The 15414-nt window shown below is 57.3% G+C and carries 17 protein-coding genes; 1 reads left to right on the forward strand and 16 read right to left on the reverse strand.

What is annotated here, in order from left to right:
- Positions 1 to 55: 55 nt before the first annotated feature.
- The 8 genes from K341_RS0104230 to K341_RS0104265 form a co-directional block, all read right to left on the reverse strand.
- Entirely contained in the window at positions 56 to 1201 is a 1146-nt protein-coding gene (locus tag K341_RS0104230) for a S41 family peptidase (protein WP_026761965.1), read from the reverse strand.
- A gap of 16 nt (positions 1202 to 1217) precedes the next feature.
- Positions 1218 to 2330: a murein hydrolase activator EnvC family protein gene (locus K341_RS0104235; protein WP_026761966.1), complete on the reverse strand. Its 1113-nt coding sequence runs from the start codon at positions 2328 to 2330 to the stop codon at positions 1218 to 1220.
- Between the two features lie 4 nt (positions 2331 to 2334).
- Positions 2335 to 3222 carry a permease-like cell division protein FtsX gene (gene ftsX, locus K341_RS0104240; protein ID WP_009350493.1) on the reverse strand — a complete coding sequence of 296 codons (888 nt, stop codon included), beginning with the start codon at positions 3220 to 3222 and terminating at the stop codon, positions 2335 to 2337.
- The gene (gene ftsE, locus K341_RS0104245) at positions 3212 to 3898 is read right to left on the reverse strand and encodes a cell division ATP-binding protein FtsE (protein ID WP_009350492.1); all 687 of its coding nucleotides are present in this window, start codon (positions 3896 to 3898) and stop codon (positions 3212 to 3214) included. The genes ftsX and ftsE overlap by 11 nt, the downstream gene beginning before the upstream one ends.
- Before the next feature lie 228 nt (positions 3899 to 4126).
- Entirely contained in the window at positions 4127 to 4852 is a 726-nt protein-coding gene (locus tag K341_RS0104250) for a tRNA1(Val) (adenine(37)-N6)-methyltransferase (RefSeq protein WP_081657276.1), read from the reverse strand.
- Positions 4853 to 4862: 10 nt separating this feature from the next.
- A complete protein-coding gene (locus tag K341_RS0104255) occupies positions 4863 to 5927 on the reverse strand; it encodes a PSP1 domain-containing protein (protein ID WP_026761968.1) in 1065 nt (354 codons plus the stop codon).
- Between the two features lie 32 nt (positions 5928 to 5959).
- On the reverse strand, positions 5960 to 7015 hold the full coding sequence (gene holB, locus K341_RS0104260; RefSeq protein ID WP_026761969.1) for a DNA polymerase III subunit delta': 1056 nt from the start codon (positions 7013 to 7015) through the stop codon (positions 5960 to 5962).
- A complete protein-coding gene (locus K341_RS0104265; protein WP_026761970.1) occupies positions 7015 to 7470 on the reverse strand; it encodes a YaaR family protein in 456 nt (151 codons plus the stop codon). Before K341_RS0104265 ends, holB begins: the two co-directional genes overlap by 1 nt.
- 181 nt (positions 7471 to 7651) lie before the next feature.
- Here K341_RS0104265 and K341_RS0104270 point away from each other — a divergent pair, with 181 nt between their 5' ends.
- On the forward strand, positions 7652 to 8380 hold the full coding sequence (locus K341_RS0104270; protein WP_026761971.1) for a flagellar brake protein: 729 nt from the start codon (positions 7652 to 7654) through the stop codon (positions 8378 to 8380).
- 105 nt (positions 8381 to 8485) lie between these two features.
- On the opposite strand, the gene K341_RS0104275 is transcribed toward K341_RS0104270, so the two are convergent.
- From K341_RS0104275 to K341_RS0104310, 8 genes are all read right to left on the reverse strand, one after another.
- Positions 8486 to 8971: a YbjN domain-containing protein gene (locus tag K341_RS0104275; protein WP_009350485.1), complete on the reverse strand. Its 486-nt coding sequence runs from the start codon at positions 8969 to 8971 to the stop codon at positions 8486 to 8488.
- 31 nt (positions 8972 to 9002) lie between these two features.
- Complete coding sequence (locus tag K341_RS0104280) at positions 9003 to 9530, reverse strand: YbjN domain-containing protein (protein WP_081657277.1); 528 nt, start codon at positions 9528 to 9530, stop codon at positions 9003 to 9005.
- Between the two features lie 61 nt (positions 9531 to 9591).
- Positions 9592 to 10875 carry an NlpC/P60 family protein gene (locus K341_RS0104285; protein WP_248676867.1) on the reverse strand — a complete coding sequence of 428 codons (1284 nt, stop codon included), beginning with the start codon at positions 10873 to 10875 and terminating at the stop codon, positions 9592 to 9594.
- A gap of 25 nt (positions 10876 to 10900) precedes the next feature.
- Positions 10901 to 11818 carry a hypothetical protein gene (locus tag K341_RS0104290; RefSeq protein WP_026761974.1) on the reverse strand — a complete coding sequence of 306 codons (918 nt, stop codon included), beginning with the start codon at positions 11816 to 11818 and terminating at the stop codon, positions 10901 to 10903.
- 112 nt (positions 11819 to 11930) lie between these two features.
- Positions 11931 to 12575, reverse strand: a complete 645-nt coding sequence (locus K341_RS0104295) for a hypothetical protein (protein WP_026761975.1) — start codon at positions 12573 to 12575, stop codon at positions 11931 to 11933.
- Positions 12576 to 12667: 92 nt separating this feature from the next.
- Positions 12668 to 13606: a homoserine O-acetyltransferase MetA gene (gene metA / locus K341_RS0104300; protein WP_026761976.1), complete on the reverse strand. Its 939-nt coding sequence runs from the start codon at positions 13604 to 13606 to the stop codon at positions 12668 to 12670.
- 38 nt (positions 13607 to 13644) lie between these two features.
- Positions 13645 to 14529, reverse strand: coding sequence for a hypothetical protein (locus K341_RS0104305; protein ID WP_081657278.1), 885 nt, complete (start codon positions 14527 to 14529; stop codon positions 13645 to 13647).
- A 29-nt stretch (positions 14530 to 14558) separates the two neighbouring features.
- Positions 14559 to 15410, reverse strand: coding sequence for a histidinol-phosphatase (locus K341_RS0104310; protein WP_026761978.1), 852 nt, complete (start codon positions 15408 to 15410; stop codon positions 14559 to 14561).
- Between the last annotated feature and the right edge of the window lie 4 nt (positions 15411 to 15414).

Genomic DNA, 15414 nt, shown 5'->3' on the forward strand with positions numbered 1-15414 from the left:
CGCCCATGCTACCGCAGGGGCGCTAACCTTTTCTTTGAGTGGAGTTATGTTTTCATTAGAGGGCAGGATGTTCAATAAGCCACTGTTTTGCGGCATCGAACTGTACGTCAGACGTATCCTGTGGACTGCGCTCCACCACAATGTCCGGCGTGATGCCGATGCCGTCGATGAATCGTCCGCTCGGAGTTGCATATTTCGCAATCGTAAGTTTCAGTCCGTCTTCATGCATCAAGGGCAATACCGTCTGCACAGAACCTTTGCCATAAGACTGTGTTCCCACAATGGTTGCCGCTCCCGCATCTTGGAGGGCACCCGCAAGGATTTCGGATGCGCTCGCACTGTTCTCATCAATGAGAACGACGATCGGATATTTCCGCTCAGTCAGATGCGAGCGGTAGACCTCCTCGTTTCCGTCGCGATCCACGACGGAGACGATCGTCCCTGCCGGCACGATCTGTTCAGCGACGGCGACGCAGCTCGTAATCAGTCCGCCCGGGTTCTCGCGCAGATCGAGGATGAGCGATGTCATGCCCAGCCCCGCGAGACGATTCATCTCGGAGGCAAACTCATTCCCCGTATGCTCAGCGAAGGAGGCAATGCGGATGTAGCCGATACTTGTCCCATCCACCATCGTTCCGCGTACGGACGGCACTTGTATGGTTGCGCGCGTGAGTGTATAGTCCTGCTCCACACCATCGCGCAGGATGCGCAAAACGACCGTCGTCCCGACTTCGCCGCGGATGTTCATAGCGACCTCTTCGCTCTGCATCTCACTTGTCGGCGTGCCGTTCACTGCGAGGATTTCATCACCCGTCCGCAGGCCTGCCGCTTCGCCGGGCGTCCCCTCAAGTACGGAGATGATCCTGACATGTTTATCCTTAAACCCCATCGTCACGCCAATGCCGCCGAACGATCCCTCCGTCTGCTCGCGCAGCGCCCTAAACATACCGGGCGGAAGGTAGATCGAGTGCGGATCATCAAGGGAAGCGACCATGCCGTTAATGGCACCGTCGATGAGATGGGTCGTATCGGGTGCATTCACGGAACGCGCCCGTATGAACTCCATGACGCCGAAAAGGCGCAGAACATCGTCACTGTAAAGTCCCGCTGCACGCAGGAGACCGCCTGCCGCCAGGATGGTCAGCAGGCTGCCAACGAGTGCCGATACGACGGCAAATCCGGCTAATTTCTTTCTGCTCATATACTCTTTCGCTCAATCAAAGATATTCTAAGGGATTGACTGGCTCACCGCTGACACGCACCTCAAAGTGGCAGTGCGGTCCCGTCGAGTTTCCGGTCGAGCCGCACTCGGCGATCAGCTCGCCCTGCGCGACACTCTGCCCCGTACTCACTTCGAGCGACTGGCAATGCCCGTACAGCGTCGAGATGCCGCCGCCGTGATTGATGATGACTGCGTAGCCGTAGCCGGAGATCCACCCGGCGTATTCGACCGTCCCCGCCTGCGCCGCATAGATCGGGTCGCCATAGTCGCCGCCGATGTCGATACCGCTGTGGAACCGCTGTGCCCCTGTGATGGGATGCGTACGCCAACCAAACGGCGAAGTGATGGGGCCCACGAGCGGCCATATCATCGCGCCCGTTCCCTGCACGGGAAGATTACGCAGACCGCTGCGCTGGAGCATCCGCGTGATGCGCTCGGATGCCGCACGCGCCTCGTCCTGCTTGCGGTCGATGGTCTCCTTATCGTATTTCATTTGGTCGATGAGCGCCTGCTGCGCTGCGACCTTATCTTCCATTGCAAGGCGCGCCTCGCGTGCCTTTTTCTCGAGCGGCTCCTGCGCCGCCTTGTCCTTTTCGAGAGCTTCCTTAAGCGCAACCATCGCATCACGCTGCTCGAGTACTTCGTGGACGAGGTCGTAGTCCTGCTTGATGACGCGCTTGAGGAGATCCATGCGCGTCAAGAGATCGGCAAAGTCCTTTGCGCCAAAGAGCACATCCACATAGGAGATCTGCCCGTTGATGTAGATATCGCGCACGCGCTTTCCGAGCGCCGTGCTCTTGCGCTCGTACTCGATCTCCGCTGCCGCGAGCTTTTCCTCGTTCTCCTCGAGCCGCGCCAGCGTCTCGTTCAGCTCTGCTCTGCGTGCCTTGTGCTCCGCGATCGCCTCGTCCGCTGCCTCGTCGAGGAGGCGTTTTTGCTCCGAGAGCGAGTCGAGTTTGCCCGCGAGCACCTCGCTCTGTTTCCCAAGATCTTCGACCTGGGCGTCGTAGCTGTCACGCTGTTCTTCAAGCGTCTCTGCCGCAGCCGTACCGGATGCGAGAGCGAGGACGAGAACAGCGACGCAGAGCCTTTTTCTCATATCGTTCATGCCGTCACACCTTCAGGAAGCGTTTCAGCGAGACCCACGCGCCCGCCGCGCCGATCGCCATACCGAGCAGCACGATAACGATACTTACATATGTCATGAACGGCGACTGCGGAATGAGCGGGAAGAACGCAAGCGTATCATATACCTTATTCGTCACGCCCGCGTAGAAACTGCGCAGAACAAATGCGGAGATGATGCCGCCAATACACCCGAGCACGATCCCCTCAAGGACAAACGGCCAGCGGATGAACTCGTCCGTCGCGCCCACGTATTTCATGATAGCGATCTCGCGCCGCCGTGCAAAAACCGTCAAACGAATCGTATTCGCGATAATGAACACCGTCGCACCGCCGAGCAGCAGGATGAGCATGACGCCGAAGAGCCGTACGAGCCGTGTGATGTCAAAGAGGTGCTCCACAACATCTTGTCCATACTTTGCCGACTCCACACCGTCCATCCGCTCGATCTGCTTTGCCGCTGTCTCCACCATGTCAGGCTGACGCACCGTCACCTCGTAGGCGTTCGGCAAAGGGTTCTTGTCGCCGAGGGCATCCAGCAGATATTTTTGCTCGCCGAGACGCTCGGAGAGACGCTCCCGTGCTTCCTCGCGGCCGATATATTTCACGCTCTCGATGCCCTGCAGCGCCTTGATTTGATCGCCAAGTGCGACTTCCTCGCCCTCGGTCAGATCATCCGTCATATAGACGCTGATCTGCACCTGTGACTCGAGCAGAGACGCCGCACGGTTCATATTGAGGGCAAGGATGAGAAACACTCCGAGGATGAAGAGCGAAACCGCAACTGTACCGACCGCCGCAAATGTCATCCAGTTGTTGCGGCGCAGCGAGCGGAACACCTCCTGCACATAGTATTCGGCTGTTCTAATCTTCATAGCCGTACCCCCCGTGCATCTCGTCACGCACGATATGACCGCCTTCAATGGCGATCACGCGCCGCTGCATCGTATCGACAATGCCCTTGTCATGTGTCGCCATGACGATCGTCGTCCCCGCCGCATTGATGCGTTTGAAAATATCCATGATGTCCCAGCTTGTCTCGGGATCAAGATTGCCCGTCGGCTCGTCCGCAATGAGGATCGCAGGATCGTTGACGATCGCGCGCGCAATCGCGACACGCTGCTGCTCGCCGCCCGAGAGCTGCGAGGGGAAATTCTTATATTTATCGCGCAAACCGACCACGTCCAATACCGCGTTCACACGCCGCTGCACCATCTGACGCGGCGCCTCAATGACGCGCATCGCGAACGCCACATTCTCATAGACTGTCTTATCCGACAGCAGACGGTAGTCTTGGAAGATGACACCGAGCCCTCGCCGAAGGTACGGCACATCCTTCATATCCATCCGGACAACATCATGCCCGTTGACAAAGAGCTCACCTTCCGTCGGCAGCTCTTCGCGAAACAGCATTTTGATGAATGTCGACTTGCCCGCACCGCTGACACCGACAACGAAGATAAATTCGCCCTTGCCAATTTCGATATTGATATGATCGAGCGCAACGACGCCGTTATCATATGTCTTTGAGACATTTTTCATTCGAATCATGAATACAGCTTACTCCTATCTCAATCGGAAATCTTCAGATGAGACGCCGGTTCCTTAAAAACGTCTCTCATTATAGCACAAATGGGCGGAGGATAAAACCTCAAACGCCATATTTGACAGCAAAAGAAAAGAGGGGACGAATCCCCACAAAAACATTGCGCACAAGTTACGCCGGCATGATGCGCCATCCCCCGCAAATTATGCACATCACCCAACAGCACGCGTTTTTCAAACGCTGCCGCCGTAAATATGCCGTATCTCATCCGTATATCGGCCGTCCGCAGTGCGGACGATGAGCGGCGGCAGATGCCGCATTCCCGTGAGAGACGCCCCCTTCACCGCCTCGAGCAGGACGAGATTCGGCGCTTTATCCGGGCGCGGCTGAACGAGCCGCATCCGCTTGACGGCAAAGCATTCCCTATGCAGCGCACATATAATCTCGCCGAGCCGCTCAGGAATATGCACCATCGCGAGCCGCCCGCCAAACCGCAGCGCATATGCCGACGCCCGTACTGTATCCGCAAGTGTCGCCGTGATCTCATGCCGTGCCGCCGCACGCCCCGCGCATGTACTCACAGCACCGCAGCCCACAGGATAGTACGGCGGATTCGCGAAGACCAGATCAAACGATTCGAACACAAAAAGTGCGGGTGGATCGCGATAGTCCCCCTCCCGCACCGTGATTTTCTCCGATACACCATTGAGCGCTGCATTCCGTACAGCGAGCGCCGCCTGCGCCGAATTCAGCTCAACGGCGAGAATCTCCCGCACCTCATCCACGATAAGCAGCGGAATGACGCCCGCCCCCGTCCCGAGATCGAGGACACGCTCACGCCCCGTAAGGCGCGGGAAATGCGCGAGGAGCACCGCATCCATCGAAAAACAAAATTCATCCGTTCGCTGAATGATGCGCCGCCCACCGCAGGCAAGATCGTCGAGGCGTTCCCCCGGCACTAATACTGGGTCATTCACCGCCGTTTTCCTGCACCCGCGGTGCATGGTTCTCGCGCTCCTTCCGCCGCGGCGGACGTTTCCCGTTGGAACGCGCACGCCGCGCATCGCCCTGTGCAGAACGTTCTCCCCGCTCCGCGCGCTCACTGCGTTCGCCCCGACTGCGCGGTGCAGTTCCGCGTTCCCGCGTCTCTCTCTGTTCGCGCGGCGCACACCCCGCATGTCCCTGCCGATGCGGACAGCCGCACTGCGGAACATCTGCAGGTTCGATATCATCCCACGGTGCAACAACCGTTTTCCCATCATCCATGAGAATCGTCGCCGTACGTCGCTGCTCATTCAGCGCGACCACGCGCCCCTCGCCGTCGTCCGCAGCCACACGATCGTTCTGTGCGGGAACGTATTCCACCTTCTTCTTTTCCTTCATACAGCCGCCGCATCCATAGCCCTCGCTCTCGTATTTCAGACAGCACATGAGACGCCCACAGATGCCCGAAATCTTCGCCGGATTGAGCGACAGGTTCTGCTCCTTTGCCATGCGAATCGAGACCGGGACGAAATCCCCCAGGAAGGTCGAGCAGCAGAGCGGACGCCCGCAGCAGCCCATCCCGCCCATCATCTTCGCCTCATCTCGTACGCCGATCTGGCGCAGTTCAATGCGTGTGCGGAACACACCCGCCAGCTCGCGCACGAGCTGGCGAAAATCCACACGCCCGTCCGCCGTAAAGTAAAAGAGCATCTTCGACAGATCAAAGGTCAGCTCGACATCCACAAGCTTCATCTTGAGGCCGAGTTCGCGAATTTTCTCCTCGCAGACCGTACGTGCCTCACGCTCTTTCGCATGATTCTCCTCGACGCGCTCGAGATCAGATGCGTCCGCCAGCCGGTGCACTGTACGCAGATTCGGCGGCACCGCTGTGTCCGGCATCGTACGCGGGGCGCTCACCACACGCCCGCACTCCATTCCGCGCGATGTCTCGACGACTACGTGATCCCCCTCCGCAAGGGTAAGTTCACCCTGTCCAAAAGAATATATCTTGCCCGCCGACTTAAAGCGGACACCTACAATCGTTTGCAAAACTTCCTCCTCGATGATCTATATGAAACAATTCATATGAATTGATTTCTTGCCCGTAGTAAAAAAGCCTCCGCCTGTAAGGACGGATTCACGTTCGCCCCGAGCCGCCTGCTGAAAACGCTCTCCGCGTGCAGGAGCGCAAAGAGACGCGGCCGCGTCATCTGCGGCAGGAGAGCTGCGAGCCGGTCGCGCCGATCCGCATGAAAGATCGGTGCTGCCCCATCCTCCGTGAGTACGAGCAGATCGCGCAGCCCCATGCGGAAAAAGTCCAGCCGCGCCGCACGCTCCTCTCCTGAGAGTGCGCCAAACGCTTCCGCATGTTTCCAAATATCCTCTGCGCAGAGCGTTGGCAGCGCCGTGAGCAGCGCAAGCGCATCATCGCGCCCTCCGAGCCCTGCAGCGGCAAGGTCATAGGCACGTCCAAGACTACCGTCCGCGAGTGCGGCGATCACTGCGGCATCGGTGCCCATGCCATGCTCTGCCAGCGCCGCCTCAATGTCCGCCGCGGGGAGCGTGCCAAACGCAACGCGCACCGCACGCGAGCGGATCGTTGGCAGGAGCGCATCATAGGCACTAGTCACAAGGATGAACAGGATCTCTCCGAGCGGTTCCTCGAGTGTCTTGAGCAAACGGTTCGCCGCCTGATCGTTCATACACTCCGCCCCGTCGACGAGGATGACGCGCCGCGCCGCCAACACCGGCGCGGCGGATGCCTCCACGAGAATATCCCGTACCGCATCCGTGCGGATCATCGCCGCACTCTTGCCGCGCACTTCCGGCACGGTCTCGAAATAATCGGGATGCACCCCTGCCGCCATTGTCCGACAAGCTTCGCAGTGACCACAGGGGGCATCACCGCCCACTGCGCAGAGCAGTGTCCGCGCGAGCACGCGCGCCGTGCGCCGCTTACCGACCCCCGCCGCCCCAGAAAAGACCAGCGCGTGGGGCAGCCTCCCCCCGGATACGAGCCGGCGCAGACGGCGGATTATCTCCGTATGCCCGCGCACATCCTCCCAGCCATGCGGGAAGATTTCCCGTGCGGGCGGTTCTTCCGCAGGCGTCTCTTTCCTGCGCGATTTTGCCGCCATCACATATAGAGATCCACGAGCATTCCGCGGATCGCATCGTGACTCGCAATGATATCGAGCTGATTCGCCTGTCCCAGGCGAATTTTTTCCGTCAGTTCCTCCAGCTTCTTATCGATTTTACGCACCGACGTATAGACTTTTTGGCGCCCTAAACGATCCCACCCCGCCTGTGTCCGCAGCTCGTACATTGAGCCGACCGCCTCACCGATAAAACTCTGAATAAGCGCGCGATAAGAGCGCAGCTCGTCGAACGTCGGGGTCTTCGATAGACGCGCCCCCTGTTCATCGATCTGCTCGAGCAGACGATCCATCGCCTCACGCGACATCGACTGCTCCTGATCCGCCAGCTCCATGCTAAAATCCGTATCCGCGCCGCGCACGCCCATCTCCGTATCCGAACGTGTCATCGTGAGCGCCGCATTGCGGGACATGCCGCTGTCTATCTTCATCGCCATCGCGTTCACCCGATCCCTTTTTCCTGAAAATTTGAGGTGATGATATATTTCACCGATTTTTATTATATCCTGAACGCCTCACAAAGTCAAAGCGCTAAATTGACTTTACGGATATACTTTGCTATTCTTATACTACAGTAAAAACGGATACTGCGTCATGCAGATGGAAAGGACTGAATCTATGGCAATCGAGGGCGAAAAGCTCGCCGCACTTCTAAAACACGGCACGTCCATTCATATTGTGGACGCCGATCTCGGCATCGACTACTATGGCACTCTCGAGCTGAGCGAGGAGGAACAGGCGGCGGGACATCCGGCAGGCGCACTCACCGTCCGGCTCGACATCACACCGGAGAAATTTGCCAACGCCCCCACCCCCGGATACGTATTCGCATGCCACCTCACGGGTGCGGGCTGCGTCTATCACTTCGCCGTCCGCTACCGCTCTTCATCCCCGCTGCCGGATACGATTTGGTATCTCGATATCCCTGAGAGCGCCGAGCGCATTCAACTTCGTGATTTCGTCCGCGTCCCCATTCCGATGGAGATCGCGGTCAAACTCCCCGGCGACCACGCCAGCCTCAAGAACTATCGCGAAGCCGATCTCATCGACATCAGCGGCGGCGGGCTCTGCTTCGTCAATGACGAGCCCGTCATGGAGGGCGAAATGCTCGCCGTCCGTGTCCCGGATCTCCCGCACATCGGCACACTCGAGACAGAGGCGCGCATCCGCCGCGCTACCCCGATCGACACCACGCTCGGCATGACGTATCACATAGGTGTGTCGTTTGACGGCGCGCTCTCAAACAGGGAACAGGAACGCCTCGTGCAGAGCATCTACCAGCTCCAACAGAGCTACCTCAAAAAGGGACTCAAAGTCCCTCAAATTGACCATACAAAAAAAAGTTGAATACGTTATAAAACAGGACGTCCGCACGATTGAATTCGTGCGGACGTCCTGTTTTACTATTTGTTTTTATGATTCACGCGGCAACGCGAAAATCCCGCGTCACGCCTAAGCCCAGCGAAGTTTCATGAGTGCAGGATAAACCTCCTCCAACACCTGTAACCCCACGCCTACCATTGCCATGAAGTTCTCGGCTTGGAATACACCCGTATGGAGATCGAGCGGCAGGTCGATATCGACGACGACATCCTGCTCGTCGTCGACAGCAAATTTGACATAGCGGTACGCACTGTTCCATTCGTTGAGTTTCTCGATAAATGCGGTGCGGTCGGAGTTCTCCTCAAGGCGAACGAGACCAAAGTATTTAATCTTGATGAAGTCGTTCGTGTCACCGTTTTCGGTAACAACGATCGCGATGCTCACGACGCTGCCGTTATCGAGCTGCTGACGCATACGGATGATGTGATCTTCACCGTCTTCCGAAACGTCCTCGCCGTATTTCATCTCCTGTTTGTCGAGTTCCGCTTTGATCGCCTCGAACGCGCTGTTTTTCAGCCCGTCCTCGGTGCCGCTGAATCCGTCAAAAAGATCCATCTTTTGTTTCCTCCGTTCAACTTCCGCAGCTTTATTCCTGGGTGCGGGGACGGTGCCCTCGCACACAAAGTTCCATCAAATCATCAAAAATATTTTCCACAATGTGCATACCGAGTGCCATCATGGACATGACGTTTTCGGGACGAAATTGTCCCTTATGAAGATCGAGCGGCAGATCGATATCGGCAACGACGTCTTCGTCACGGTCAAGACAGAATTTCACATAGCGATAGCCCGCATTCCACTGGTTGATCTTATTGAGAAGTTCCGCACGGTCACTCTCATCTGCCAAATAGCCTATGTCGTAGATTTTGATTTTGATAAAGCCGTCGGCATCTGCGTGTTCGCGAATAGCAATCACGACGGTCACCGGCTCGTCGTTTTCAAGCTCGTTGCGCATGTAGAAGTAGGTTTCTGTCTGCCCCTCTTCAGACGCCTCGCTCTCCTCGTAATTCCATTCGTGTCTGTCGAGTTCCGCCTTGATGGCATTATGAATGCTCATCAGCTGCGATTCCTCGCCCCCACGAAATCCGTCAAAGAGTCCCATTTTCCCCTCCATATCTGTCCCGCCAGTCTGCGGAACTGATGAAGTTATGTTCTGTTCTATATGCAGCGGTGACTTAGGGCAGTACCTGCCCGATATGCGTGAGCGTATCGAGCGCCGCTGTCCCGTGTGCGTTCAAAAAGTTCAGATCGGAGACGACAACACGCCTGATATAGCGCTTTGTACCGTCTTCGTAATAGCTGCTGATGTCGTGGATGACCAGAGGTTCGCCCGCACGATCCATGCCAAGGTAGAACATGACATGCCCCGGGCGAAAGAGCAGCGTCCCCGGCGGCATCTCCCCCAGGTGCGCCCGGCGCTGCTCCGCGCCCCCCGTCATAGCGATCTGCCCGAGCGCGTGCTCCTGCACGTCGGCGTCGCGTGGGAGGAAGATCCCCATCGCACGGTAGATGTTCTGCACATAGGAGGAGCAGTCCATCCCCCCCTGCAGGCCGCCCCAGCCGTACTTGGTGCCGAGTGGTGCAAAGGCGAGCTGTATGAGGTGATTGCGCGTCGGTGGAAGTGCTCCGCGATAAAGCCCCTGATGCGGCAGAGGTATATCCCGCACGATGAGATGCCCCGCGGTATCCCGCACGGGAATCAGTCCCCGCTCCGTCCCGCGTCCTGCGGGAATCCGCGCGCCAAGCTGATAGATCAGCGTGCCGTCCTCTGCGGGAAGGGCTAGTGACGCCGCCGTGACGGTAAAATATTCCTCCGGGTCGGCAAATCGGAGCCATGAACGCCGATCGGTGCGCGCGAGATGATCCATCCGCACCCAGCCAAGATAGTCCCGCGTCATGACGAATCCATGCGAGCCGTCCGCCGAGGTATGTAGGATCAGCACCGCCTCTCCGGGGTCGAGTACCGTTCCCTGCAGCGCATCATAATTCACATCGCCGGGTTCGCCGTACCACCCTTCCGCGGTTGGCAGGAGGCGGACGCCGGTACGCTGTGCCGCCACGGCATAGCGTACCTGTACAACAGCGGGAACAGCATCATAGGAACGATTTTCCCGTACGGCACGCCACTCCTCTGCATCAAGCATTTCCTTGCCCGCATAGAGCTCCGGCAGTGCAGGACCCCCAATATTCTGTGCCGCGGCGTCGATGTACGCGCGAACCTGCGCGCCGGAGAGGGTCTCCGGAACTGCCGTTAGATCGTGCAGACTGTCCGTCGATGCGGCAATGCGCTGATTCAGCGCAGCGATCTCCACAGCGGAGAGCAGCGGCGTATCGCCGTCTGCACGCTCCCAATAGAGTGGATCTGCTGCGGCGCCCCCAATCGGCAGGGCAGCATTTGCTGATCCCGTGTCTCCAAACACCAAAATCCCCGCAATCCCCATACCGATGAGCAGTCGCACCGCATATTGCCGCGGGAAAAGCCCTCTACGTATGTGACACTTCAGGAGATTCCTGCCGCAGCTCACTCAGCCCCCATGCGAAGAATGCCTTCATGCCGACAAATGCGAATTCGTTGTCCGAAACCGCCTCGCCAAACTCCTCCATCGTACCGATAGCAAAGGATCCGGCATGACGCCCCGGCGCACGACGCGGCAGGTCGCCGGCGAGCCCGCGTTCAAAGAATGCGGCGGTATCAATATTTGTTGCGCTGAGCTCCTTCAGGAAGCTGCGCGCCATCTTCATTTTACCGAGACGGTAGAAGAGCATGGCGAGCGGGAGGTACATCATTGCGACTCCCTCTTCATAGCGCTGATAGAGCTCAATCGCGGGGTCTCCATCCTCAATCGTTGCATAGATAAACATGAGACGATAGCGCCGTCCCAGATCATCATGCTCCGAAAGCCGCATCATCTCTTCGCATTCCTTCGCCGCAAGGCGCAGCTTGCGTGCCTCGCACAGGGCATCGAGATAGGAGAGACGGAGGAACATATAGGGCTTAGTCGCGGTCAGAGACCAGAATTTACCGATATTTTTCTCAGCAAAGAGCCCCTCCGCCCTCAGCCGTGCCGTCGCTGCACGCGCGAGATCCTCGTAAAGATGCACGCGGTCGTCCGCGTTCTTGGCGAGGTATTCGACCTCCATGCACGCCGCCGTGATGTTGTTCGGCTCCATGCGCAGGACGCGCTTGACGATGCGGTAGCGTTCCTCGCCTGTCTTTTTCCGCGCCCGGGCAATCAATTCGTCGGCAGTGATGCTGTTCACCTCGCGTGGCAGATTTGGATTCTCGCGCAGACGCCGACTGAGCTCGGAGACGATCTCCGTCATGCGTTCCACACTGATATTACCGCCTTCCGCCTTCACCTTTCGGCTCAGTTCCAGCTGCATCCATTCCTTGTCTGTCATGCGGTCTACCTTCCTTCGCAGTATTCTTCCTCCGGTTATTATACCTTGTTTCTGCAGAAAAAGCTATAAAAAAAGACGCCGCTCCAAAAAGCCCGGAGCAGCGTTCTATCCGCTATTTTTTCTTATTTTTCTTGGCTTTTTTCTCCTTCTTCACGTGCTTTTCTCGGGTCTTTTCGTCACTCGCAACGGATTTTTCTTTTTTCGATGCGAGCGCCGCGCGATCTGCGTCGGATAAAATCCCGTGCGAGCGGTGAATCAGCTCTTCCTGATGCTCTGCCGCATACGCGATGATGACATCAAAGAATTTTTTTTCGACGTCTTTATCCGAGAGAGAGGAGAGCTTGAACTCCTTCGTATTCTCCTCGCGGGAGAGCGTCCCCCAATTGCTGTCGAGATCCTCGTGTGCAGTGACATGAACGACGCCTGCACGCAGGTCGATGAGGAGGTATTCCGCCGCACCCGTGAGGTCGCCGTAGCCTGAGAGCGGGAGCATCCGCCAGCGGCGCTTCGAGACGACATCCTGTATCTGGATGTTGTCGTAGATGCGCAGGGTCGGTACGACGAGCTTTGTGAGATCAATATAGCCGTGCGCGTCCGCAGCGTACTGGATCTGCTCCTTGTTGAAATAATATCCCTGCCTTGCGGTGGACTGCACCCACTGATAGATGTTCTTGGGGATTTCCTCCGCTGCTGCGGGGCGGACACCCATGAGAAAAACGGCGCCCGCAACGAGTGCCGCACCCCATATTTTTTGCACGCAAATCGCTCCTATCGAATCATTATCATTTTCTATATGATATGGGAAAAAGCTGAATTTTTACTGAACACACGCGACTGCGCCGCAAAAAGTCAAATGCTCCAGTCGTCCGCGGCGTTGTCGAGACTGTCGAGTTCGTACGGTGTCCCCTGATAGACGTAGTAGTTCAGCCAGTTCGCAAAGAGCAGATGCGCGACGCTTCGCCAGCGCACAACGGGCAACCGGTTCGGGTCATCGTCCGGATAGTAGTTCAGCGGAATATCCGGAGTCATACCCGCTGCGAGATCGCGGTCATACTCTGCCTTCAGCGTCAGCGGATCATACTCGGCATGCCCGGTGATGAAGAACTGGCGGCGGCGCAGATTCGCGATGATGTAGACGCCCGCATCGCCCTCCGAGAGGATTGTCAGCTCCGGGATGCGTTCAATGTCCTCTCTGCGCGTCTCGGTGTGCCGCGAGTGCGGCACATAAAAGGCGTCATCGAATCCGCGCAGGAGGCTCTCATGCTGCACGCAGATCCGGTGCTCGTAGACACCGAAGATCTTTTTATCCATCCAGTATTTCGGGATGCCATAATGATAGTACAGCCCCGCCTGTGCTCCCCAGCAGATGTGAAAGGTGGAGTAGGCATGTTTGCGACTCCACTGCATGATTTCTGCTACCTCGTCCCAGTACGCGATGCGCTCGAACTCCATCTGCTCGACGGGTGCCCCCGTAATGATGAACCCGTCGTATTTTTTATGCCGCACCTCGGCGAATGTGCCGTAGAACTCTGTAAGATAGTCGCGCGAGGTGTGTGAAGGGATATAGGACTCCGTATAGATGAAGTCGACCTCAACCTGCAGCGGTGTATTGCCAAGGAGCCGCAGAAGCTGTGTCTCCGTCACGTCCTTGATGGGCATGAGGTTCAGAATGAGGATCCGCAGAGGGCGGATGTCCTGACTGTATGCACGCGCGGCGTTCATGACGAAGATATTCTCGCCCTCAAGCACGTTTGTCGCAGGTAAATTATTCGGTATCTTAATCGGCATACTGCAATCGTTTCCCTTTCCCGTGTTGTGGGCGCGCGTTAATCAATACGATAGCGGTTCACCCACGTGCTGTACCCGTCGGCAAATGCACGCAGGCGCATGAGTCCACGCTCCTCGGGCGTGCTCTTTGCAATCATGCGGTAGGCTCCCTCATAGGCGTCGTCGAGCTCCTGCCACCCTTCGCCGGGCGACCAGAAACGACCGCTGATGATACGCTCCGTTCCCTGCGGCAGATTCACCGCACGCTTGTCAAATTTGATCTCGATGATATTCCCCTGTTTGTCCTCCACCTCTGTCCATGCCCAAAAGATAAGGTTGTCCTTCTCGCGGCGCATGGTCGACATGTCCGCCGTCACGTGGGTCTTGATCCCCGCAGCATTTTCGTCCGACCAGAGTGTGATCCAGCGGTCGTCCGCACGCATCCGGTCAAGCTCGCCCTGCCGGAACACGGTGTCGATGATGGCGGCGTAGAACTCCTCGTCAAACTGCTGGGAGTTCATCTCCTTTTCCCTGCCCTCACCTTTCGACCACAGGACGTTGCCCGCGGCATCGTAGAACGTCTCGCTGATGTACTGCAGGATGCGGTTCTGCGGGTAGACACGCACGCGTGCGACGGCGTAAGAGAGTTTACCCGGATCCTTGATCACATGCGCGATATTGTAGTTGCGGATCGTCTCCTCTGCCCCCGCGTAGCTGAACGAGGTCTTGATCTCCGCCTCGATCTCGGTTGCGACCGCAGTCTTGGAGCGTTTCTTCGTCACACTCGCGACGGTGCGTACCGAGGCGGGTGCGTAAAACTTCGAATATTTATCGTTCGAACTGAGCCATATCCACGGATCTTTGTCCGCGGCAAGCGCGGCGGGACTCTGCATGAAAAGAACGAAAACTGCCGCGAGCAACCCGAGCAAATAGTTTGTCCTCATGTTCATAACTCCTCTCTGCACAGAAAAATCTATACGAGCGGCACAAGCTCCCTCCCGCGCGCGCCTGTAAAACGAATCTGATCGGTATAGCCAAAGGAGCGTGCATACTGCACGGCCTCCTCGTTGTAACGCCCGCAGTCGGCGGGCTGATGCGCATCCGACGTCGTGATGACGGGCAGATCATATGCCCGCGCCGCGCGCATAAAATCCGGATACGGGGAAAATTCCTGCACCGGATAACGATAGTACGTCCCCGTGTTCAGGTCGACAATCATATCAGCCCTGCGCATTGCCTCCGCTGCGCGCATGAGGTACGGCGTCACGTCGAAGTCCGGAAAATGTTTGTAAAGCCTGATGTTGAACGGATGCCCGAGTGCATCGTAGAGCCCCGCCGCCGCGAGATGCTCCACTTCGACCGTATACTGTTCGTAAATGTCCCGAAGGTCGTGACGCGGCCACTCCTCGACAAGAGCCCCCGTATCATACGCCCACCCGCCAAGGAAATGCACCGATCCGATGATATAATCGAACGGATAGGCGCGAAGGATCTTTGCGACCACTTCTTGATTTTGAAAATTGCAGACCTCGATGCCCGCGAGCACCCTGTGTTTCTTCTTTAATTTCTCGATGAAGGAAAAATATTCGTCAAGTGTATATTTGAACTTATTCGTCCGCAGCCATTTTTTCTGAAAGCTGCCGACGAAGCTGTCATCTAAGATAAGGTCGTCGTAGTAAAGCTGCTCGAACTCGGGAAAGGTATGTGAGTGCTCGGAGAACCCGATCTCTGCGATGCTGCGCTCCGCCGCTGCTTGGAAGAATCCCTCCGCATAGTCCTCGTCGTAGGAGCCGTATTCGAGATGCATATGGTAGTCAAATCGCATGGCA

The organism is Centipeda artemidis DSM 19719 (assembly GCF_000426665.1).
Classification (GTDB): Bacteria; Bacillota; Negativicutes; order Selenomonadales; family Selenomonadaceae; genus Centipeda; species Centipeda artemidis.

Coding starts and splice junctions, on each gene's coding strand:
- metA (WP_026761976.1), bottom strand. CDS start 13,606: ATGCCGATTAAGATACCGAATAATTTACCTGCGACAAACGTGCTTGAG.
- K341_RS0104270 (WP_026761971.1), top strand. CDS start 7,652: ATGGCAATCGAGGGCGAAAAGCTCGCCGCACTTCTAAAACACGGCACG.
- K341_RS0104310 (WP_026761978.1), bottom strand. CDS start 15,410: ATGCGATTTGACTACCATATGCATCTCGAATACGGCTCCTACGACGAG.
- ftsX (WP_009350493.1), bottom strand. CDS start 3,222: ATGAAGATTAGAACAGCCGAATACTATGTGCAGGAGGTGTTCCGCTCG.
- K341_RS0104280 (WP_081657277.1), bottom strand. CDS start 9,530: ATGGAGGGGAAAATGGGACTCTTTGACGGATTTCGTGGGGGCGAGGAA.
- K341_RS0104290 (WP_026761974.1), bottom strand. CDS start 11,818: ATGACAGACAAGGAATGGATGCAGCTGGAACTGAGCCGAAAGGTGAAG.
- K341_RS0104265 (WP_026761970.1), bottom strand. CDS start 7,470: ATGGCGATGAAGATAGACAGCGGCATGTCCCGCAATGCGGCGCTCACG.
- K341_RS0104235 (WP_026761966.1), bottom strand. CDS start 2,330: ATGAACGATATGAGAAAAAGGCTCTGCGTCGCTGTTCTCGTCCTCGCT.
- ftsE (WP_009350492.1), bottom strand. CDS start 3,898: ATGATTCGAATGAAAAATGTCTCAAAGACATATGATAACGGCGTCGTT.
- holB (WP_026761969.1), bottom strand. CDS start 7,015: ATGGCGGCAAAATCGCGCAGGAAAGAGACGCCTGCGGAAGAACCGCCC.
- K341_RS0104230 (WP_026761965.1), bottom strand. CDS start 1,201: ATGAGCAGAAAGAAATTAGCCGGATTTGCCGTCGTATCGGCACTCGTT.
- K341_RS0104305 (WP_081657278.1), bottom strand. CDS start 14,529: ATGAGGACAAACTATTTGCTCGGGTTGCTCGCGGCAGTTTTCGTTCTT.
- K341_RS0104275 (WP_009350485.1), bottom strand. CDS start 8,971: ATGGATCTTTTTGACGGATTCAGCGGCACCGAGGACGGGCTGAAAAAC.